Genomic DNA, 21941 nt, shown 5'->3' on the forward strand with positions numbered 1-21941 from the left:
CTGCGACTGCGACGGCAGCACGCGCGGGTGCTCCTTGCACTTGCAGAACACGCGCGCCCCCGAAACCAGAATCTGCTTCCCATGCAGCGAGTATCTTGGATCGCAGTCGTTGTACACCGGCCCGCCGACCTTGCACGCCGGGCAGGTCGCATGGTCGCCTTCCACGCCAACATTGACGCCGTGGTGAATCGTGTACGTGTTGAGCGCGATCAGCACGCCACCTGTCGTGGTGGCGTTCCCGTTCAACAGTGCGTAGCGTATATCCCGCATGATCCTTCCTCCTTATCGAGACGAYGGCTGGCACCTTCGCTCCATTCGAGGAAGAAATCTTTGGCGCAAATCAAGGAAGGGATGCGGCGAGATCCGCCGCTTTCGGGGGGGATCCGGAGGGGAATAGGAAGGTTCTGACCGGCTCGGAAATGAAGYGGGGCGGGAGCCGGCTCTGCGGCCGGTCCGCCCCTGTTACGCCTACCCGCTCCTAGGACTTGGTGATATCGAACACCACGTTCACCGGCGATGGGCCGAACGAGCCGTTCGGGACCACGCCGGACTGGTTGACGCCCGGCTTCGACCAGTCGCATACGCCGCTGGGGAAGATGGCCTGCAGGCGCGTCATCTCGGCGCCCGAGAACATCACCGTGTAGTCAGACGCCGCAATCGGCTTCAGCGTGCACTTGATGATGTTGCCCGCCACCGGTCCGCCCGCCGCGATGCGCGAGGCCGTCCACGAGGGGAACAGCCCGTTGCAGGTGGTGTTGCCGATGGCACTCAGCGTCTGCTTCTCGTTGAYGAACGTCGCGGCGTCGCTCCAGCAGCCGTCCACCGCCGTGGCCGGCTTGTGGGTGACCACCTTGTCCTTCTGCGCGGTGGTCGTCACATCGGCCTTGTACGCCGCCACCCACTGGATGAAGGTGTTCCACGCCGTATCGGCCGGCACGGGATTGCCGCGCCACATCACGTGGTTGTTGCTGTCGCCGTTCGCCGCCACCATCCGCTCGCGCAGGGCGAAGTGGAAGTACTGGTAGTGGTAACCCGAGTCGTCGTTGTAGATACCCGTCACGTCGAACACGGGGATGCTCGCCAGCCCGCCGTTGGTGCCGATCTGCAGGCCGCTCTGCTGCGCCCGCAGGATAGCGCCGGGGTCGCCCGCGGTGCGATTGGTCACGTAGTTGGCATCCTGGTCATAGCCGCCAACCTTCTCGTTCAGGTCCAGGAACTGCGTGGTGGTGATCGCCCCGCTGTTCAACGCCGCGAGGCCGTACTGCACGCCCACGTTGTCGTAGGGCCTGAGCGCGAAGCCGGTGGCCTTGTCGACACCGTAGATGTTTTTCGCGGCATCGTAGACCGTGGGACGCACGCCGGTCTTGTTGTTGACCGGGTCATAGCGCACCGACGTCGGCACCACGCTGTTGAACACGCCGGAGTTGTAGCCCGCGTAGTCCACACGCGCCGGCACCGGATCGGTCCGGCCAGCCTGGTTGGCGGCGTCCTCGAAGGCCTTGCGGCTCTTGTAGCCGGTTACGGCCGCGATCTGCGCGTCTGTCAGCGCCGTTGGGAAGAGCGTGATGTAGTGCGTGATCAGGTGCCCATCAGACCCGGCGAAAGCAATCGACAGCGGGTCGGGGAAGGTGCACGAGATGAGCACGCCGTCGAACAGTCCCGGGATGCGGTCTGCCGGCTGCGTGCTGCCATAGGAGCCGCCCGAGCAACCCGCGCTCACCGTGAACGCCGGCACGCCGAAGCGTTCGATCGTGGCTTCCTTCGACATCATCGCCGCCTCGCTGGCCAGCACCGCGTTGCAGTTGTTCGACGCATGCTGGAGCGTGTTGGCGAACGTCGCATAGCCCTCGGCCAGCCGCTGCGTGTTCAACAGGCTGAAGTCGAAACCGGCGCTCTGGATGTTGCCAATCGCCCCGCCCTGGATATACCAGCCGCCGGGGCAGCCGAAGCCTTCCACGGCGATGAGGCGCCGGTTCCAGGCTTTAGGCGGCGAAGTCGGCGTGGGCGCGGATTCCGTCGTCGGGTCATGCAGGACGGCGTTCTGGTAGATGCCGCGATCGACAGTGCCCGTTTCCACGCGCACGATGAAGGGCGCCTGGGTGCCGCTGAGCGTAGTGACCGTCGCCACGTCTGCGGGGCGTGTCCTGGTGTCGGTCATCGGCTTCAGCGCCCCGCCCTGCGTGGACTGGTAGAGATAGGTCACGCGCGTGGTCACGCTGCAGTTCTCGTCGAGCGGCGCGCCAAGCGTGGAGCCATCCGGCAACGCAAACGTGCTGGTCTGGCAGACGAACGGCGTCTGCCAAGGACCCGAGATCACCGGACCGGTGATCGGGTAGTTGGTCATCGTGATGGTCTTGGAAGCCTTGCCCACGCTGGCCGTGACGGAGTTCGTGCCATTCACGAGCCCGGTCAGCACGGCTTGCTGGTGGGAGGAATCGGTGGGGCTGGTCTTGAATTGGGCGCTGACGTCATTGCCGTTCAGCGAAACCTTGAGGGGGCGATCGTTGTTCACCGTGGTGGGCACGCCAATGTCGATCAGCGCATTGCCGCCGGTCACATAGTCGGGTTGCGACGAAAGCAGCTGGACGGTGGGCGCGATGCCCGGGTCATCATCCCCGCCTCCGCCGCACGACGAAAGGCCGATGAGCATAATGCCGGCGAGCGCAACGCCGAGCATTCTCCTGATGGATTTCATGGGGAGTCTCCTAATGTTTTTAATGTTCCAGACAGCCCTGTCATGGATCAGCTGCCTGAGGCCAGCTTAGGAGGCAGTTTTGGGCTTTACAACGGGCGTGCGAATTCGCAACGATGGCTTGAAAGAACTGCGCGCGTCTGTGATGTGAGGCACATTGTCTTGAGGCCTGGTGTGTAAGAACACCAAGAAACGTGATGCAGTGCGGGGTGGAATTCCTGCGCGGGTTGAAGTTTTGTGCGCTGTTTTTTACAACGCGGCGTCGACCATCGCGACAGCCAACCCCACGAGCAAGGCCACGGCCGAGCCGATAAACCAGCGCACCGTCTGCCGATATTCATCGACGGCGTCATCCTCGATGCGCAGCGCGCGAAACAGCGCCACGATCTGCAGCGCCACCGCGATCAGCAGTGCCGCAGCGGCGAGAATAGCGAGCGTGCCCCATCGCCCCGGTGTCTCGAGCCCCCAGAATTTCCAGAACGCCAGGGAGAAGCCAAGTAGGACCGTGATCGCCGTGATGATGCCTTGTCGGAATCCGGAAGGAACGACTTGCGGCGTGGGAGGTTTGGGCGGGGTGGACGCGGCGTCTTGCTGGGCGGGCGGTGGCAGGGTCATAGCTTGCCTTGTCTTCTGGGGCGCCCGTCGAGTATAGGTGCCGGGATCCACAGAATGCGAATCGTCTCATGGACTGGCGGGGTGGGATGGGGAAGACTGATCCGACTGAACAGCCCACCTCCCAGATCTAAGATGCGTATGTCCGAATCTAAACTGCCTTCGCCCGCCGGGACGACAACCGGTCCATCGAGCCGCGCGGCCAATGCCGAGGCCGTGCTGGCCGGCCTCGACGGGGTGCTGGAATTGCTGGAGAAGCAAAGCGAGACGTCCGAGCCTTCGTATAACGCTTACTGTTTGCTGGGACTGGTGCGGGGGAAGTTGGCGGAGGTGTTGCGGGAGGGTGGCCAGCGGTAGAGAAGGGGCCGCCCTCACACTTTCGGCCTGTTACCCCATTTCGGCAATCAGTTGCTGACGGCGACGCCGGATGTCTCGGCCGATATGGTCTCCACGCCCAGCAACGGGGCGCCGGTCAACTTGACCGGACCCGCGCCTGGCGCGAGCCAGACCGTGCTTTCGAGCGTGGGAAACAGGCTGTTTGCTCGCTCGTACCGGACTTTCACCTTGCAGGCATTTGGGTAGGCCTTGCCCATGGCGGAGACATCTTCCCGGCCCAGGTACTGGATCGTCAACTGCACGGTTCGACTAGGCGTGGTGGAAAAGGCCGGTTGTGGGTTGGTCGACAGGCGGACTTTTGGAATTCGCTCATCGTCACGGTGCGGGTTTCGTTCGGCAACATCCCGACCAGATTCGGCGCACCGGATGCCCCCGACGTCACATCCGAGTAGGAGAACCGGCGATATTTGGTGTAAGTCGTGCCGGTGCCATCAAACACGCTGCCTCCAACGGCTGCTCGCCTTGGGACCGTTGTCCGTCGGTGCGGCGGATGTACCGGCGCTGCCGGTGTCGTCCGACCCACCACCGCAAGCCGCAATCGCCACCGCGGCAGAAACCATTGTCAATACGAGTGACTTCTTCATGAATGACCCATCCATAGGAGATTGAAAAGAGAACGGTCTGATGCCGTCTTCAGGGGCGTTTTAGTACTGATAGACGAGTTGCATCCCGCCCGTGACGCCTGCGGTATGGAACGCTTCAGGCTTGTACACAGGTGTTCCAACAAAGACGTCATAGGAAACACTGCCGAAACGGGAGCCGAGACCACCACGGAGACCGACAACCGCGCCCGCGAGTTGTGTCCCGACCAGGGCGGCGGTAGTGGGTCCATATACCCGCCCATAATCGATGCCGGCATAGATGGCCTGCCCAGTGCCGCCGAGTGGCGCCTGCAGTTCATTGCGCCAGTAGAAGCCGCGTTCGCCAGCCAGCTGGCTTTCACCATCGAAGCCGCGCACGGTATAGCGGCTGCCGATCGTCAGATCGTCAACGTAATAGAGTCGATCATTGGTGAATTGCCCGCGAACCGTGGTCACATAGCGGAAGCCCTGCTCTGCGATCTTGAAGGGCACTGACAGGTTGGCGTCGAGCACCATCATTCGATACCGCCACGTGGGACCGTCTTCGGCGGCCAACGCATCGGGCTGGGCACCCAAGGCGCCGATGCCTTGCCGAAACCCGAATGACGCGTCTAGCTGCGATTGGCCGAAGTAATGACGATCTGTTACGCCAATCTCGAGGATCGTGTTGTTGCGGCGCTGTTGCGGAATCTCCGTGTCCTCGATATAGCTTTTGCCAAAGCGCCGCGTTAGCCGGACCTGCATACCAAATACATCGTTCTGGTTACGATGCAGGACGCGATGCAGCTTCAGATCAACGTTCTGTGATTTCCCGCTCGATATGAACGTGGTATTCACCCCCGCGATCTGCTGGAAATAGTTGCTGCTATAGGCGGACACCGTGGCCGTCCAGTAACCCCAAGGTACCGAGTAATAGCCATTCCAGCCCCGCGTGCCATGCTCCTTGTTGCTCAGCATCAGGTCCTGGTTATAGCCGACGTTGAACATGTCGTTCAGGCCGAGCGGATTATCGATTCCCAGGCTCAGATTCCCTTGCCACCGCCCGGTGCCACGCGAGCCGGAGTTGTCGACCGACGCCACCACCGTCCACGGCTTGTTGCGCTTGATCGCGATCACGACGTCGCTGCGCCCCGGCGTGGCAGTCGGCACGATCTGCATATCCACATCCTGGCTGGCGACGCGCTTCATCTGCTCGAGGCCCTGCTCCAGGTCACGCAGGTTCAGCAGTTCGCCAGGGCCGGTCGGGAACGCGGTTCGCCACGTGCCCCATAGATCCGGCTCCGCGAAGCGAATCTCGCCGACCACACCGGGAATCAGCGCCAGCTTTAGCGTGCCCGTGGTCAGGTCCTGCTCCGGCACCAGCACCCGCGTGGTGACGTAGCCCTTCGACAGGATCGCCTGCGAGATACCCTTGACCAGCAGTTCCACACCGGCCTTGCCGACGCACGCACCGGTGTAGTGGTCCAGCCATTGCTGCGCGAAGGCGAACGGGTCCATCGGCAGCGCGGAAGCGCCGCTGATCTGCAGATCGGCGGGCAGGTCCTGCGGCACTTCGAGCAGGATGCGGCCGATGCGGAAGCACGGCGCTTCCTCGGGCAGCGTCGGGAACTCCGCTGCGGCGATGGCTTCGGCGCGTACGGCCGGCGCTTGTACGATCGCGGCGCGCTCACGGGCTTCCTGTTGCTGGCGCGTACGCTGGTCCTGCTCGGCGTTGGTCAGGGCGGCGGATTGTGACGGAAGAGCCTGTGCAAGAACGGGGAACACAGGCAAGCCGATGCTAGTCGCAAGCGACGCCGCGACCGCTAGCCGCAATGTTATGGAATGCATTTCAGGCGAATTCGGGCCAGGAACGCCTCAAAGGCGTACTCCTGTTTCAGGTATATGCGATATCGTGGCTCGAAAATCAGGCTTTCACGAGTCCTTGCCAGGACTCTCCCCATTGTAAAAATTCAAGCCACACTTCCAGCAAGTCTTCGGAGCCAAATCCACGGCATTAAACCCTCTCATCCTAAGAATATAATTACACTTTGGACATCTATACTTCGTAAATACCCAATAAAACATCCACAGCAAATACCCCAACATTACGACGAAATTCCAGATTATTCCCGCAGAAATTACAAATAACGTTGAGTAAACGTAAATGAATATTGCGGTTACACCTATTAAAATCCACCTAGCCCTATGAAACCTTAGCAGGTCATCTTTATATGCCAGCATTCAATCCTCGCTTATATGTGAACTCAATAAAATTGACTTTACCTTCAAGGACCAGCCCATATGAGGGTGTTACAGCCACCCCCGCCTTCATTTGAGTGTATGTTCCAACTCCTTTGCCGGCGCCAGTAACATTGGACCAGCCGCCAGCCGAGATGGACGTCTCAACGCTGCCCACACCAAGTTGGGCCGACCCGCCTATCGACGTTCCAATTCGATACTCCCCGCTATTAGCGTCTCTTCCTTGCGTCCAGAGGTCGCCTTTAATCGCTGCGGACTGACCTTTCACCCAACCGTGCCCTCCRGCACCGAATCCGAATCCGACTTTCACATCAGTTGGCGTCCATCCGACGAGCCCAATCTCGCCTTCGCCTCCCAAACCGAAATAGACGCCCGCGCCAACCGACCAAGGCACACCTACTGGCGGCTTCCCCAGTGCTATGCACTCAGCCGATATACAGCCATTGCCCGAGGGAACAAACGGTCGAGAGTCTGAGTACTTTTCTCCTCCGTCGCCCAATACAGGCGCACCCGCCCCAAGCGTCGCGGCATCCCAGCTATACGGCGAATTGCTTCCACCGGTCATCAATTGAACATACGCAGCCAGCCCTGGATCAACTTGAGTCTGCACAGACTGCACCAATGTACGCCCGTCCCCCGAAGGCACGGTGAACGTCCCACCGCCGTCACCACTGTCATAGACACCCTGCGGATTGCTGACTCCGTCCACCACCATCCCAGTGGTCACGTTTTCGCCCCGCTCCGCATTGCTGGCTGCCCGAAGAATGTCACTGACTTGCTTCTCGGTGTACTTCCCTCCGCTAGCCGCAGCTATCGCCGCGCCAGCGCCCGCTCATCCGGATGCAACTGCCTGTTATAAGCATCCGCCATCCCCGCCGTCGCCGCAGCAGCATTTCCGCTCGCCCCTTCCCCCCAACAATCTTGGCAACCGCCATACCAACAACCTGCAGCATCTTGTCGCGGGTTCCAGGTTCCACGCCGAGGCTACCCATGTTCTCGTCCAACAACCTAATCGCCGCCGTAGCCGCCGCAACCCCTGCCGCTCCAGATCCAAACCCGCCGCCCAGCGCCTTGCTCACCAGCCCACCGATCAGCCCGTGGACAGCCACCTTTACCGGCTCCGGCGCCCCCTTCAGTTGATCGCCCACCACGTCATACAGATAGGGCGCAGCCTGTTGCAGCGTCTGCTGCTTCAGTTGGTCGTAGGCCTGCTGTTCCTTGATCTTCTCCGCGTCGAATATCTTGCCGATGCTCTCGTTGGCGTTCTCCGTATCGCGGTTCAGGCTGGCAATGGTCTCTTCCGCAGTCTTGCCCGTACGCGCCTTCTGACCTTCGGCGTCCGTGATCGTTACCGTACCCTCCGCAATCGCGCTCCGGGTTGCTCCAGCGGCGTTGCCCTTGATCGGCGCACTGCTATTGCCGGCCAGCGTCGCGATTGCCGTCGCGGCTGCGGCGCCCATCACGTCGGTGTTGCCCCAGTTGGTATGCGCCTGCTGGACCGGGCCGTCCATCGGATTGCTCGCTGGAACGCTGCTGCCAGCCGTAAAGCTCCCCGCAATCGTCGACGTATCGCTCTTGTACTCGGCCTTATTCTCGATATCGCTCGTTGTCAGCGTGCCGGTGGTCAGCGTGTTCTTGTCCTTCTCCGCCGTACTCGCGATCACCGCGCCCTTCAGGCCGGTGTTCCCCTCCACGTTGATATCGAACCCGCCCTTGCCGGCATAGAGCCCGGTTTGTTCCACCACGGATGCATAGGTGCTATCCCGTCTTGCCGCTGCTCACACTGCCGCTGGCGCTCACCGTGGTGCCGTAACAGATCGGCGGCACACAGATGCTGGCCTGCATGCCCGATGACGATTCGCGGCTGTGGTAGTCGTCCGTGTCCTGACGGCTTTCGATGCGATGGTTTATGCGTGTCGAAATGAAAGCCGCCCCGGCGGATGCGTCAATGAAGTCTTCAGGACTTAGGAATACCACGATGACTCGGCTAGAAATCGGAACTAAAAGGTAATGCAGGCAAAGCCTTTCTGCCTTGGCTCCGTGCGCTGCACCGCAAGCCGCTGGGCATCGCCCTCTTTCGTTTCATCGAGAATCTCGATATGGCAGTGCCCGGTGTTCGCGCTGATCGCGCGCTGGAATACCGATGTCTGGTGCGCTGTGTCATCGCGGCCAGGAAGGCCATGCACGACATACTTGTGACCGGCTTGCGGCTTGAACCTGATCATATCCCTGCAGCGATACATCCCCACCGAGCCGTCAATCGCGATAACCAGCGATTTGTTTGCCCGAACCTGCAAGGGCTGATTCTCGATCCGGATGTTGGTTTGGTAGCAACCTTTGGGGTCCATGACCGGGCTGGTCATGGAAAAGTTGCCTGTGTCGTAGAGTTCGGCTACGGGTTCGTCCGGGCTGACGGGCGGTGGGGTGTAGGTAGAGCAAGCGGCGAGAGTGAGGACCGCTAAGAATGCGCATATGATTATTTTCATTTGTAAATTGTGCGAATCTATTTGATCACTATAGATAATTTAGCTTTTCTTAGCGGAAAATATTTTTAAGTCATCCATAGCATCCTCTATCGCCCCAAGCAGAGCTTCCTCAGACGCCAATGATTGGAGTGTTCTACACACCGCAGTGAGATCCATGTTCGGAGACCTGCGGACTAAGTGCCCAAAACAGGTTATCGCCAGTCTCCGCAAAGACACTTCTCTGCGCACATCCGCAGCGACATCACAAAGCAATTTAGCCACACGTTCCACATCTGGTTCATACATGGCAAGACTTACGCAGGCACGAGTCGCATCGGCTTGATTCTCGGAGTTCAAGAGAACTTCCGCCAGCATTAGACTTATGGGGGCCGGGTTTTCATAGTTCATTTTACATTTCCTCTTCTGTCAGCATAGCCAGCCTTAATTAAGGAGTTCTGCATCTCTATCGTGAGATCTTCCCATTTCCTTACGTGTCCGTGATAGACATCACCATTTGTTCTATCGAAGACAACGAAATCACCTGTCTCTCTATCGACGCTAACCCGACGAGGTGACGTATCTTTTATCTGCACCGACGTGTCGAGAGACTCCTGCCCGTTCACCGGGCCACGGCTCTTGACCGGGTTATCAACCGTCCCATGGTAGGGGGCAGGCTCAAAAGTGAGCTTCCGCGAAGAAAAAGTGGATCCGCCAAATCCCGACGCAACTCCTATCCCAACGTCGGCAATAAGATCGGCGATCTCCGGCGAGCCGAGAGAGCTGTCCACCCCATATCGTGCCGCACTAGCCAAGGCTAGGCTGCGCATCTGGTTGACGGTCGTGTCGCCAAGGCGCAAGTCCGCGTACTCTAGTCGCTCCGCCTCGGTCCAGTTAGTAGGCCCCTTTCCCTGCAGTTCCGCGATACGCTGCCCTTGAGCATTCTGCTCTGCTCGGAGTTCCTGCGCCAGGCTCGTGCACTCTGCGTAGCTCGAGCAGTTCGCAACGTCTTCGCGATTCTCGGTCCACTTCCTCGCGTACTCGTCTCGCACTTCCTTTTCGCACTGGTCATCTTTACAGTCGGCTAGAGCCTCGGCTCTTTCACGCTTTTGCTTATGGTTCAGGTAGTTGTTCTCCGTCGCCACCTTGCCTACGTTTGCGCCTGCTGCTGCATCATTCGGCGACCCACCAGCTACGGCACCCGCCACCCCACCTACGAAAGCCCCTGCTAGTTGAACCAGGGCCTTCCGATCGGCATCGCTCAGTCCGTCCACATCTAGCAACGCTTCGCCAAACGTCTCCATTGCCAGAGATGCGGCACCGCCTGCTGCGGCGCCCGCCGCAAAGCTGCCCCCCAGTGCTTGCGAAATCAGACCACCCACCAAAGCGTGTACAAGGGCCTTGGTTTCAGGGGTGGAGTTCTCCAAAGCACTGCCCACTTGGTTGTAGAGCATGGGCGCTGCCTGTTGAACGGTCTCGCTCATCAACCGTTTGAACGCTTGCTCATCCTTGACCTTTTGTTCATCGAAGATCTTGCTGACGCTCTCATTCGCTGCGGCAGTATCACGATTCAGCGCAGCAATCGTCTCTTCTGCCGTCTGCCCGGTCTTCTCTTGTTGTCCAGTCGCGTCTTTGATCTTGATGGTCCCATCAGCAATCGCACTCCTTGTGGTCCCTCCGGCGCCCCCTTCTGTCGGCTTCTGAGCGTTCCCAGCGGCCGTCGCCGCCAAGCTATCCGCAAGGTTCTGGAGAACACTCGTGCCGCCTTGCCCGCCACTGAAACTCCCCGCAATCGTCGACGTATCGCTCTTGTACTCGGCCTTGTTCTCGATATCGCTCGTTGTCAGCGTGCCGGTGGTCAGCGTGTTCTTGTCCTTCTCCGCCGTACTCGCGATCACCGCGCCCTTCAGGCCGGTGTTCCCCTCCACGTTGATATCGAACCCGCCCTTGCCGGCATAGAGCCCGGTTTGCTCCACCACGGATGCATAGGTGCTATCCGTCTTGCCGCTGCTCACACTGCCGCTGGCGCTCACCGTGGTGCCGTAACAGATCGGCGGCACACAGATGCTGGCTTGCATACCCGATGACGATTCGCGGCTGTGGTAATCGTCCGTGTTCTGACGGCTTTCAATGTTCAGGTCACGTCCGATATCAGCCTTGATGGTGTCGCCGGTAGCCGTGGCGCCTTTCAGGTTCGTGTCACGGCCGCTGGCGATGGTCAGCGTGTCGCCAGCCGTGACATGCGTGTTCTGGTTCGTGACTGCGGTGCCGTCAGCCTTGGCCTTGTTCTGTGCCGCCGCCAGCTCAATCGTGAAGCCGTTCTGGGTGCCGCCCAGGGACAGGCCCACGCCAATACTGGCGTTGCTGCCGCTGCTCTTGCTGTTCTGGCTCGCGGCATCCTGTGCGCTCTCCAGGTTGATGTCCCGCGCGGCAGTCAGCGCGACGTTCTTGCCGCTGATCTCCGCACCGCGCGCGTTGATATCGCCATCGGTGAAGTAGCCTTCAGCGTCTTTTGCACCCGAGCCTGCCGCAATAATGTTGACCGAGCCGCCTGCGTTGACCGTAGTGCCCTGGCTGCTGCTTTGGGCGTTGTGGACTTCTGCCTGCTGGCTGCCGCCCCCGATGCTAACCGTGGCCTTGATGATCGACCCGCCGCCGTTGCTATTGCCCGGATTGCCCGTTGCCGAGTTACTGACGGGGGGCTTGCCCTGGCCTTGCAACGCATTGACCGCGCCCACCGAATTGGCCGCCGCAATGCCCGCCTGCACCGCATACAGCGCAGCCGACTTGCCGTCACCGCTCTCCATTGCCCGTGCTGCGTTCTCTGCCGCCTGTGCCGCCTGCACGGAATAGCCCGAGAAGGCTAGCGTCACGCCATATTGGCTCGACTTGTCCTTCTGGTTCATCGCGCTGGAATCCTCGCCCGGATCGAGCACGACGTTCCTGCCGATCAGGGTCACGTCCTGCCCTGCGGAGATATCGGCACCGCGCGCGGTGAGGTCGTCCTTGGCGGTGATGCTCACATTGCCACTGTCGCTGACCACCTGGCTGCGCACAGTGTTCTCGCTCGTGCTGTTTGCATCAAGATGGTGCGATTCAGACCGTACGCCGAAGGTCCCTGCATAGCCGTTGCCACCCAGGTCGCCGATGGCCTTGCTGCTGCTGTCGCTACGCTGCGACTTGGTTTCCTGCCCCGAGAGGATGTCCACCCGACCCTGCTTGGCCGAGATGGCAATGTCATGCTCTGCGGCCACGCCGCTGCCTGCGATCCGCACGTCGCCGGTGCGGCTGGTAATCGTGACGGAATCGCCGGTGATCGTGCTGGCGTTCTGCTGGCTGGCGGACAGTTCGCTGCTGGAATTGGCCTTCTGGCTGCCATACGGCACAACGGTCACGCCGCTGCTGTTGGCACCGCCGTTGATGCTACGGCCGATGTCGCCCAGCGTAGCGCCGGCCGTGCTGATCTTCCAGCCGCTGCTCTGCGACGAAGACGACTCGCTGTACGTATCCGTCGATGCCTCGATGTTCACGTTGCGTTGCGCGTCCAGCACCGCCTTGCCGCCCGCGCTGACCATGCCGCCATGCAGCAGGATGTCACCATCGAGCGCTTTGCCGGCATCGTTCTTCGCCCCGCTGCCGGTGGCGCGCAGGATGATGTCACCCGCGCCGGTCAGCGTGCTGCCGCTGTTGGTCAGGCTTTCGGAATGAAACTCGGCGCTGCTGGAGTTCCGCCCGTAAGTCACCGCGATCTGCGGCGCCGTTCCCGCCGAATGGCCGATTTCGCCCGCCACCTGCTTTGTGGCCGTGACCTTGCTGTCGGCTTGGCTGTTGGCCTGGATGTTGCGTACAGAATCCAGCGGCGTGCCGACGACGGCGACGCCGAAGCTGCTGGACTTGCTACTCTGGCTGCTGTCCTGCACGACCCGGTCGATGCCGGTAGTGATGGCGATGTTCTCGGCCTGGATGTCGATGTGGCCGGCGCTCTCGTTGTCGCCGCTCCGACCTGCGATCAGGTCGCTACCGATGATGACAGCGTCCTTCCCCGCTGTGATGGTGACGCTGCCGTTGGTGGCACCCACTGCGGAGCGTGCGTCGCTCTGGGTCACGGCCACGGTATGCGACGACGATTTAGCGTTGCTGCTGCCAGCCGACACGCCGATTCCACCCTGCCCCGCCGAGAACTTAACGCCGGACGAAGAGCGCTCGTGCGTCTCGGTCACTTCGCGAACGTTTTCGCCGGCCGTGATCACGACGTTTCCTCTGGCTGCCGTCAGGTCAACGGCATCCGTTGCCGTGACAGTGCTCTGGCGGATGAGCAGGTCGTTGCCAGCGACTGCCTGGACCGTGTTGCCGCTGATGGCGCTACCCACGCCCACGTCCGCGTAGCTGGCGATTGCATCGTGGCTCGACGAGCGCGACAGGAACCCGCTACTGCGCGAACGTTGCTCCGCACTGGATGCATGCACCTCACGGCCCTCGGCCACGATCACGTCTTCCGTGGCGACCATGGTTACGCCGCCACCGGACGCACCCGTGCCGGCCGTCACGCTTGAGCCGATGACCGCCACGCTGCCTGCGCCTGACGTCTGCGTCGCCTCGATGCCGTTGGCGGCAAGTACCGTACCGACCAGCGCCGTCTGTCCRGCCGCCAGCTTGGCGTTGCCGCCCGCTTCGATCTCGCTGCCGCGCACCGTCTCGTCATAGGACGACTTGGTGTAGGAAGCACTCTTGCCGCCCAGCGATGCTTCGGCATGGACCTGCGAGTCCGTCGTGTTGAGTACGACCAGGTTCTGGCCCGCCACCAGCGTGGCATCCGTGCCTGCGCTGACGGCGGCATTGGCCAGGACTACGTCTCGCCCGGCGACAGCCGTCAAACCCTTGCCGGCCGTGACATCGCTCCCCTGGTAGGTGGTCGCGGCATCGTGGCTGTAGCTTTGGCCGTTGCGCGTGTCCTGCGTTGTGCCAAGGGCCACCGTGCCCATGTTGATGTCGCGGCCCGCACCAATTAGTGCATCGCCGCCTGCAGCCAGCGTCGATCCGGCCAGCGTCACATCGCGGCCGGCAAGCACTGCGACATTGCCCTTGCCTTCGATGACCGCCTGCCCACCCACGGCCGTGGCGCTGGCACTGGATCTGTCGACCGATTGCACTGCAGAGATCGTCTGCGTCTCGTTGATGACATCACGCCCAGCTGCGACGACCACATCCTGCCCACCAATCCGGCCGCCCAGGTTGCGCACATCCTGCGCGGCCTGGACCAGCGTCGTGCCGGTGGTGCCGCCGATGGCGCCCCGGTTCACGATATCGGTGCCCAGCACCTGCGTGGCCACATCGCCGACGATATTGCCGCTGTTGTTGACGTTCCCCGTGGCGTTGATCGCCACGGCATTCCCCGCCACCAGCGCACCAGTGGCGTTGAGGTCCACGCCGGGGCCCTGCGCGAGATAGACCTTGGGCACGAGCACTGACTGCGTCGTTCCGTCCGGCAGGGTCACGTCCTGCGACACCATCCACACCATGTCCGTGGTGAGCTGCCGCATCTGCTCCTCGGTCAAACCCACCCCCGGCGCCAGGCCAAAGGCCTTGCCGTAGGTCACGCCGTTGTTCATCAGCGCCTTGTATTCCTCCATCTGGTCGGTGTAACCCGTCAGGAAGGTTTTTCCGGTCAGCGCCGTTACCTGGTCGCGGATCAGCTTTTCTTCATAGAAACCGTCGCCAAGGCGTTTCTGGGTACGCTGAGGATCCAGTCCGAGCGCGCCGAGCATGTAGTCGCTCGAGATGAAGTTGTTGTACTGGGTGAAGCGCGAATCGGTGGCGACCAGGTAGGTATCGCCCGGCGCGCTGCGATAGGTATAGAGCCCGTTGGTCGGCAGGTGCAGGTTCGGAATGCCGCCACTGGCGGTACCCAAGGTCTGCGGACGCGAAGTCTTGCCGGCCGCACCATCGATGTGCGCGCCGCTACCGCCACCGCCGGCCACGCCGCTGCTGCTCACATCCACGCCGACAGCGTTCACCGCACCCACGGAGACATCCCGGGCGCTCGTCTGTACGGTCTGATTGGACGTTACAACGCTCGGGAGCGCTGCCACCGTGGTCGGGGCCTGCGGCTCGGGGGCATAGACCACAGTCTGCTGATCCGAGTTTCCGCCGCTCTTCTGGTGCCAGTAGAAGGTCGAGGTACTCGTTGTGGTAACCGTCTGCTGCAGGACCGTACCGACATCGTCAATGGTGCCGCCCGCGGCACGGCGCGAAAGGTTGCCGCCCGCCGCCATTGTCGATGACTGGTTGAGGATGGCGCCACCGTCCGCATTGATGCGAATGGCACCGCGTGCCTGGATTTTTCCGGCGTCCGTGGCACTGATCAGTCGGTCAGTAGCCGTCATCGTGACAGTGGTACGCGCGATTTCGCTGTAGTCGTGTACGTCCGGCCCGAGGTCGTAGCGGACGATCTGCTGGTCCGGCCGGATCTGCGTAGCAGGGTTCCAGTTCGGCCAGAACGTGATCTTATAGCCGGCGCCCGTGTCTTCGATCGCCTGATAGTACTGCACGGGATTTGACGCGATGTTCCTGTCTACAAGCAGGTTTCCGCAGAAATCACCGTTCTCCGGGCACAACCACTGCCCCTCATATTGGTCTATCGGCGCCTTGGAGAACGATAGCGTCTTGTTACTGGTGTCGACGTAGACAACGTCTGACTTGGGGACCTCGACGGTAATCGGGTTCCTCAGCGCATTCATCATGTCTGCGCTGATGGGCGCCTCGTTCGAATTCCAGCGCCACTGCGGAAACACAAGGCTGTTGTAGCCCCCTCTGCCATCGCCCTCGAATCCGGCCATCCAAGCCGTCAACGTCTGCCGCGCCGTCTCCACCGGCGTTCCACCCTCCGTCACGATGCTCGTGCGCTTGTTCACCACCGAACGCGCTGCGATGTCGATATCCCCATCGGCCTCGATGGTTGCCGAACTATTGACCAGCGCGTTCATCTGGTTCGCCGGCATGCCACCGCCGTCCCGCGTGCCATCGCGAGCGATCTGGAGGTTGCCCATGCTGTAGATCGTGGCGCCGTCGGTGTTCGAGACGGCATTGCTGGCGTAGATCTTCACATCCGATGCGCCAGCGATGATCGCGGCCGCCCCGGCGTTGGAAACATCGCTGGCTTGCACCTGGATGGCGTTGCCGATGATCGTGCCCGTGTTACCAAGCGCTGCGCTATTGGTCATTACAGCGTCACCGTCGATCCGGCCAGCGTTGCTGATCGTACCGCTGGCGCTGACGTTAGTCGTGGCGCCCGTCATGGTGGCGCCGGCGGCGTTGACCACRTTGCTGCCTTGAACCGTCAGATCCTCCCGCGCAGCCAGGCGCCCGGTGTTGGTGACAGCGCCCGTGGCCGTCACACGGAGGTCGCCATTTGCTGCCAGCCGGTTGGCGGCGTCATTGACGTAGTCCCCGTTGACGTCGAGGCTCAGGTTACCTCCGGCGGTCATCTCGCCACTGCCGGCCAATGCACCGCCGACGCCGATATCCTGGTTGGCACGTACGCTGCCCCCAAGGTTGTTCATCGCACTCACGTTTAGTGCGATGCTCTTTCCACCCAGCAGCGTGCCATCGCTGTTATCCATGTAGGCGCCGGCCTGCTGCATCGTCAGTGCCTGCCCGCCGTAGATTCTGCCGCCACGGTTGTCCACGCTGTTGCTGACGGATAACGTGAGCGAGCCCCCACCGGCGACATTGCCGCCGCCGGTGTTGATAAGATCGCGGGCGGCGAGCGTCGTGTTTCCGTTCCCTCCCAGCGTGCCCCCCGTGTTGTTCAACGAACCTGCGGTGCTGACTGAGGTTGCGCCGGCCCCCGCATTGGTGAGCCGGCCACCGGTGTTATCGACCCCGGCAGCCGTGACGCTTACGGTGGAATCCGCGCCGTTGGCGGAAATCGWTCCACCATTGTTGGACAGGACCCCTGTCGCACTCAGCGTCAGATCGCCGCCGGCCTGCAGCGAGCCCGCCGCGTTGTCAATTTGGCGAAGGGTTCCGACGCTCAGCGACTTGTCAGCGTAGACGGCGCCCTGATGGTTCGTGATGCCGTTCCCCGCGACGAGGCTCACATCGCCCTGCGCGGAGATGACGCCCCTGGTGTTGTCCAAAGCGAGGAGGCGAGCATCAATGGTGCCGTTCGATTGAATGCTGCCGTCGGTGTTGTCGGCAGCGCCCCTTTCGCCAAGTACGGTCATTCGGCCAGCACCYGCGTGGGCGATCTTCCCGCCTTTGTTGGTCAGCGTGCCAACATCGAGGGTCCCACCGCTTCCATTGATGGCGACGGAGCCGCCAGTGTTGTCGAGCGTACCGCCAGCGACAATCGTCGTATCGGAAGGCCCATATTGCGCAATCGTTCCACCCGCATTGTTCAGGTCGCCGGTTGTGCGGAGTGCAAGGCCGTCTGCCTCGATCCGGCCGCCGCGATTGTCGATCGTGCCGCCATTGAGATCCACCGAGGCACTGGAAATCATGCCGTTGCGATTCGATACCGCGCCGGACGCGGAGATGTCCGCGGCACCGCCCGCGATGACCGCGCCGGCATCATTGTCAAGCCTGTCCACGTGCAGCTTTGCGCCGCTCCCGGCATTGATCTGACCGTGATTGACGAGCACGTCCGCATCGACCCGCACGCTGCCGTTGCCACCGATGACCCCACCCTGCGCTCCGCTCGCGGTGGTGCCAGTAGTGTTTTCGATGGTGCCTCGTGCGGCGATCGTCAAGTCATCGCCATTGAGCGAGACCACACGCCCTGCCTGATTCCCGAGCGACGCCGTGTCCATTGAGAGTCCACCGCCCGCCTGCATCACACCGCCGGCGTTGTCGACCGCGCCTGCCGAACGGATGTCGATGGCACCGTCCGCGATCAATTGCGCGTTCCGGTTCGAGACGCTTGCGGCCGTCACATTCGCGCTTCCGCCGGCGCGTAGTGTGGCACCTGACGCATCAAGGGCGCCGCTTGCATGAGCGCCGAGCGCACCGCCCGCCGAAAGCGTGGCGCCGTGCAGATCAATCTCGCCTTGACTGGCCTTGATCTGCACGGCGCCAATGGCCGATGTCTCGCTGCCGGCCAGATTCACCGAACCACCTTGCACCGTAGCGTCCGCCCCGGCGAGCACCTTGCCGCTCGCCTGCACCGCGCCGCTGGCATTCAGCGCCAGCGTCCCGGCCTGCGAAACGGTGCCGTCGGCGCCCACGCCGGACGCCAGCGTGCCGCTCGATGCAATCGACGCTGCGTTCGCCGAGAGGCCGCCGCCCGCCGCGAGCGTGCCACTGTTGGTCAGCGCGCCCTGCGTGCCGAGTGCCAGCCGTTGGCCGGCATAGGTGGTACCGCTGTTATCGACCCCGTCCCGTGCGCTGACGGTCATCGCGCCGGTCGTATTGGTCTGCCCCGCAAGTTGCAGCCGCCCCTGCGCCGTCAGCGTAAGGTCGCCAGCCTGCGCCGCCACCACGCCGCGCGTGGAAACCCCCACGCCCGCCTCGGTGGACGCCAGCAGGATCTTGTTGGCATACATGCCGCCGAGTTCGCTGACGTCGATGCCCACGGATGGCGCCGGACCACTGCCCGCAATGGCCGAGGCGGAGAGCGTCGCGCGATCCACCTGGGCGGCACCCGCCACGACGTTCAAGTTATTGGCATACAGGGCGGCATTCGCCTTGACGGCTCGCGCAATCAGGTCCACCTGATCCACGCCCGTGGCATGCAGGCCACCGCCTTCGACGAGGATCTGCCCGCCGGTCACGCGGAAGGCATCAAGGCTGCCACTGCCGCCATAGACCGGAATCCCGGTCGTCAGCGTCGCGCGGCTCGTGTTGATGAATCCCGCGCCATCAACCAGGATCCCGTTGGGATTGGCCACGATGACTTCCGCACGCGGGCCGGCCACTTCGAGGTAGCCACGCAACTGGCTGGGCAGCGTGCTGGTGACCTGATTGACGATGATCCTTGCTGACCCGCCGGGCTGCAGGTTGGGATTGCCGTCGATGTAGCCCGCCTGCTGCGTCGCCACGATGCCCGGCGAGTTGTTGAGGATGGCACCGGCCTTGTTGACGTCGAACTGGTTGTAGTGATTGACGGAGACGCCTGCCCCCGATGGCCGCGTGATRTTGACCTGCGGCAGGCCGTTCGCCGTCTGGACAACCCCGGGGCGGCTTGCGCCCGCATTGGGGTCGGCGACGATCTGCGCGCCGGCCACCATCGGCACCCCCATCGCCATCCACGCTGCCAGTTGCAGCACGGGCACGCCAACGCAGAGGCTTCCCGTCCAGACCCGCCGCGTCTCACCCCCCACAGCCTTCCGGCCAGCCCGCCGCCCGGACCCGGTACTGCTTGCGGTTTCCTGCACGGCCATCAGCATGGCGCGTGTCTTGTTGAAAACGAGACGGTAACAAAGACGATTCATTCTGGACCCCGGCTGCTGGCGCACGCGTGGCCGCCGTCAGCAATTCGGGTCCTACTCGCACAGAAGATGCGCGAAACGCCGTACTACTACCGCGAGCCTACTTGTAACCAGTTGTAAGTTTTTTATAAGCGAGGCGGAGCGTACGGCACTACGCAGGGTCCGGCATACCCCACTTTTTTCTGATTCCATCGCCATCCCAAGGCACAAATCTGTTCCGCCCGAAAGTGGGGTCCGCCCCAGCAAACGGTTTCCGGGAAAACCGGCAGCTTTTACGATTCCGTCAAATCTGAGTCATAAGTGATATGAATCATTTTTAAATCAGATTTCAATGACGTGCCCTGACAACGCATGGTCGCCGTCCCGTTACAGTCCACGAGCAAACAAAAACGGCGGCCGTCGTTGCAACGGCCGCCGCCTATCCAGCCAGCAAACGCTCAGCTCAAAGCGCCCCACCCACTCCAGTCCAATACGGATCCCGCCCGTAGTACTCATGGATCGTAGTCGCCCACTGCGGATCGGCCATGCCGGGCCAGCTGTCCTTGTTGAAGCCTGGGGCGTCCTTGATGCGGTCCGCGGTCAGGCCGAGGCGGAAGCATTTGGCGTCGGTGTCCATGACCAGGGCACTCCAGGGAATGGCGTGGAGGGTGTCGCCGATGCCGAGGAAGCCGCCGGTGCTCAGCACGGCGTAGGCCACGCGGCCGCGGGGGACATCGATCATGATTTCCGAGATTTCGCCGACGTGCTCGCCGTCGGACGAATAGACCTTGGTGTCGTCGAGGCTCGATGCGGCCATCACCTCGGGGCCGGGGCCTTCGCCCACGCCGGAGCCGACGATGCCGGCRCCCTGGCCGGAAGTGAGGGTGGGATCAGCGGTGTTCATCTGCAACTCCTTGCGTGGGGGTGTGGGACCCGTGATCCGCAACGAGCGTGCCGAGGGAGCGCCCGCCTTGCCGGGCGCGTGCAGCGGTCCGGGGCGGCGTGTCGCGCACCCTTTGCCGTCGCGGACAAATTACAAGCACCGGTAACTTGCCACGGCGTTTCTATATTAGAGAGCGCGCCGCACAAGTGGGGTGGCGGCGCGTGTGCTGGTACGGAACCTGCGCAGGCATGTGTTGCATCRACTTTCCCGCACCTTCCCCCGCACCTTCGCACTGCCTGACAGGAGACACGCATGGATCCGAACAACCTCAATCCACAGAACTCGAGCGCCGATGCATCCGCCGCGCGAGCCAACCTGCGCGCCGACACCAACCAGCTGGCCAAGGATCTCGACGATCTGCTCTCGCAGTTGCCGAATCTGACCGGCGAGGCCGTCGACGCCGCCAAGAAGACGTTTCTCTCCAAGGCGGAGCGCGGCTCGCAGGCGCTGGACTCGATCAAGTCGACGGTCAGTCACAACTGGCAGCAAGGCCAGGAGTGCGTGACCGAGTACGTGAACAAGCAGCCGATGCGCGCCATCGGCATGGCGCTCGGGATTGGCGTGCTGCTGGGCGCGGTGCTTTGCCGGCCGAGCCGGCACCGCTACGACGACTGACTAGCCGCCCGCGCTTCCCGCAACGACGCCAGCAGGATGTCCGCCAGCCGCTCCACCTCGGGCGGCATGATCGGCGCCGCCCGCAGCATGACCAGCGGTAGCGACGGCAGCCCGGGCAGGCCGGCCTCCCCGGCTGGCACCGCGCGCACGTTGGCAGGCAGGCCGTAGCGGGAACGCACGGTCAGCCCCAGGCCCGCGGCGGCGGCGGCCCACAGCCCGCCGAGGCTAGGGCTCGAGAACGCCAGGCGCCATGGAATGCCGGCGCGATCCAGCGCAGCCGTGGCTGCGGCGTGGAACTGGCATGGGCGGTCGAAGGCGATCAGCGGTAGCGGCTCGCCCGGTTCCCAGATCATCGGCGCCGTCGCGGAGCCGACCCAGCACATGGGCGGTTCGTCGATGGGCTCGACTGCGCGCTGGCCCAGCGCGTAGCCGGGGATGCCCGGATCGGGCGATCCCAGACCGCCATCGGACCAGATCAGCGCGAGGTCCAGCCGCCCGGTATCGATCCGCGCCAGCAGTTCGGCATTGCGCGCCACCACCGCCTCGATGCGCACCTTCGGGTGCGCGCGGGTGAACCTGCCGAGCACGTCGGGCAGCAGCCCTTCGCCAAATTCCTCCTGCAAGCCCAGTCGGATGCCGCCCGCCAGATCCACGCCGCGCACCGCCGCCGCGGCTTCGTCATTCAGGTCCACCAGCCGCCGGGCGTAGCCGAGCATGGCCTCGCCGGCCGCCGTCAGCGCCAGTCCGCGTCCGGATTTGCGGAACAGCGCCGTGCCGGCCTGCTCCTCCAGCTTCTTGATCTGCGCGCTAATGGCGGACGTGGAGCGCCCGACGCGATCCGCCGCCCGTGCGAAGCTGCCCAACTCCATCCCCGCCAGCAGGCTACGCAAGGCGGCGACGTCGAAATTCGTGCGTGACATCGATCATCCTGTTTTGTCGAACGATTATTKAMGTATTTTCTGATATTCAGGATGAATTGTGGGTGAGAGACTCGGT

At 62.6% G+C, this 21941-nt stretch carries 13 protein-coding genes; 2 read left to right on the forward strand and 11 right to left on the reverse strand.

The window, feature by feature from the left end; translation table 11 throughout:
- The 3 genes from AB4Z27_RS24300 to AB4Z27_RS24310 form a co-directional block, all read right to left on the reverse strand.
- Positions 1-270, reverse strand: a 270-nt coding sequence (locus tag AB4Z27_RS24300; RefSeq protein ID WP_441645457.1) for a PAAR domain-containing protein, incomplete at its 3' end; no start/stop codon positions are given.
- Between the two features lie 208 nt (positions 271-478).
- Positions 479-2695 (reverse strand): DUF6351 family protein, encoded by a 2217-nt coding sequence (locus tag AB4Z27_RS24305; protein ID WP_441645458.1) that lies wholly within the window; start codon positions 2693-2695, stop codon positions 479-481.
- A gap of 246 nt (positions 2696-2941) precedes the next feature.
- Positions 2942-3307, reverse strand: coding sequence for a hypothetical protein (locus tag AB4Z27_RS24310; RefSeq protein ID WP_092293461.1), 366 nt, complete (start codon positions 3305-3307; stop codon positions 2942-2944).
- Between the two features lie 132 nt (positions 3308-3439).
- Here AB4Z27_RS24310 and AB4Z27_RS24315 point away from each other — a divergent pair, with 132 nt between their 5' ends.
- Positions 3440-3661, forward strand: a complete 222-nt coding sequence (locus AB4Z27_RS24315; protein WP_255370769.1) for a DUF1484 domain-containing protein — start codon at positions 3440-3442, stop codon at positions 3659-3661.
- A 47-nt stretch (positions 3662-3708) separates the two neighbouring features.
- Here the strand turns inward: AB4Z27_RS24315 and AB4Z27_RS24320 are convergent, their stop codons facing one another.
- The 7 genes from AB4Z27_RS24320 to AB4Z27_RS24350 form a co-directional block, all read right to left on the reverse strand.
- Complete coding sequence (locus AB4Z27_RS24320) at positions 3709-3936, reverse strand: hypothetical protein (protein WP_092293463.1); 228 nt, start codon at positions 3934-3936, stop codon at positions 3709-3711.
- Positions 3937-4344: 408 nt separating this feature from the next.
- A complete protein-coding gene (locus AB4Z27_RS24325) occupies positions 4345-6108 on the reverse strand; it encodes a ShlB/FhaC/HecB family hemolysin secretion/activation protein (RefSeq protein WP_441593650.1) in 1764 nt (587 codons plus the stop codon).
- A 1211-nt stretch (positions 6109-7319) separates the two neighbouring features.
- The gene (locus AB4Z27_RS24330; protein ID WP_441645459.1) at positions 7320-8264 is read right to left on the reverse strand and encodes a hypothetical protein; all 945 of its coding nucleotides are present in this window, start codon (positions 8262-8264) and stop codon (positions 7320-7322) included.
- A gap of 255 nt (positions 8265-8519) precedes the next feature.
- Positions 8520-8882: a hypothetical protein gene (locus tag AB4Z27_RS24335; protein ID WP_441593846.1), complete on the reverse strand. Its 363-nt coding sequence runs from the start codon at positions 8880-8882 to the stop codon at positions 8520-8522.
- Positions 8883-9044: 162 nt separating this feature from the next.
- Complete coding sequence (locus tag AB4Z27_RS24340; protein WP_441645460.1) at positions 9045-9392, reverse strand: hypothetical protein; 348 nt, start codon at positions 9390-9392, stop codon at positions 9045-9047.
- A complete protein-coding gene (locus AB4Z27_RS24345; protein ID WP_441645461.1) occupies positions 9389-19411 on the reverse strand; it encodes a hemagglutinin repeat-containing protein in 10023 nt (3340 codons plus the stop codon). The genes AB4Z27_RS24340 and AB4Z27_RS24345 overlap by 4 nt, the downstream gene beginning before the upstream one ends.
- Before the next feature lie 439 nt (positions 19412-19850).
- Positions 19851-20291, reverse strand: a complete 441-nt coding sequence (locus tag AB4Z27_RS24350; RefSeq protein WP_092293471.1) for a PRC-barrel domain-containing protein — start codon at positions 20289-20291, stop codon at positions 19851-19853.
- A 291-nt stretch (positions 20292-20582) separates the two neighbouring features.
- Here AB4Z27_RS24350 and AB4Z27_RS24355 point away from each other — a divergent pair, with 291 nt between their 5' ends.
- Entirely contained in the window at positions 20583-20945 is a 363-nt protein-coding gene (locus AB4Z27_RS24355; RefSeq protein WP_092293473.1) for a DUF883 family protein, read from the forward strand.
- On the opposite strand, the gene AB4Z27_RS24360 is transcribed toward AB4Z27_RS24355, so the two are convergent.
- Entirely contained in the window at positions 20933-21865 is a 933-nt protein-coding gene (locus tag AB4Z27_RS24360) for a LysR substrate-binding domain-containing protein (RefSeq protein ID WP_092293475.1), read from the reverse strand. The genes AB4Z27_RS24355 and AB4Z27_RS24360 overlap by 13 nt on opposite strands.
- Positions 21866-21941: the final 76 nt, after the last annotated feature.

Origin of the sequence: Cupriavidus sp. KB_39, assembly GCF_052114485.1 — a bacterium.
GTDB lineage: Bacteria > Pseudomonadota > Gammaproteobacteria > Burkholderiales > Burkholderiaceae > Cupriavidus.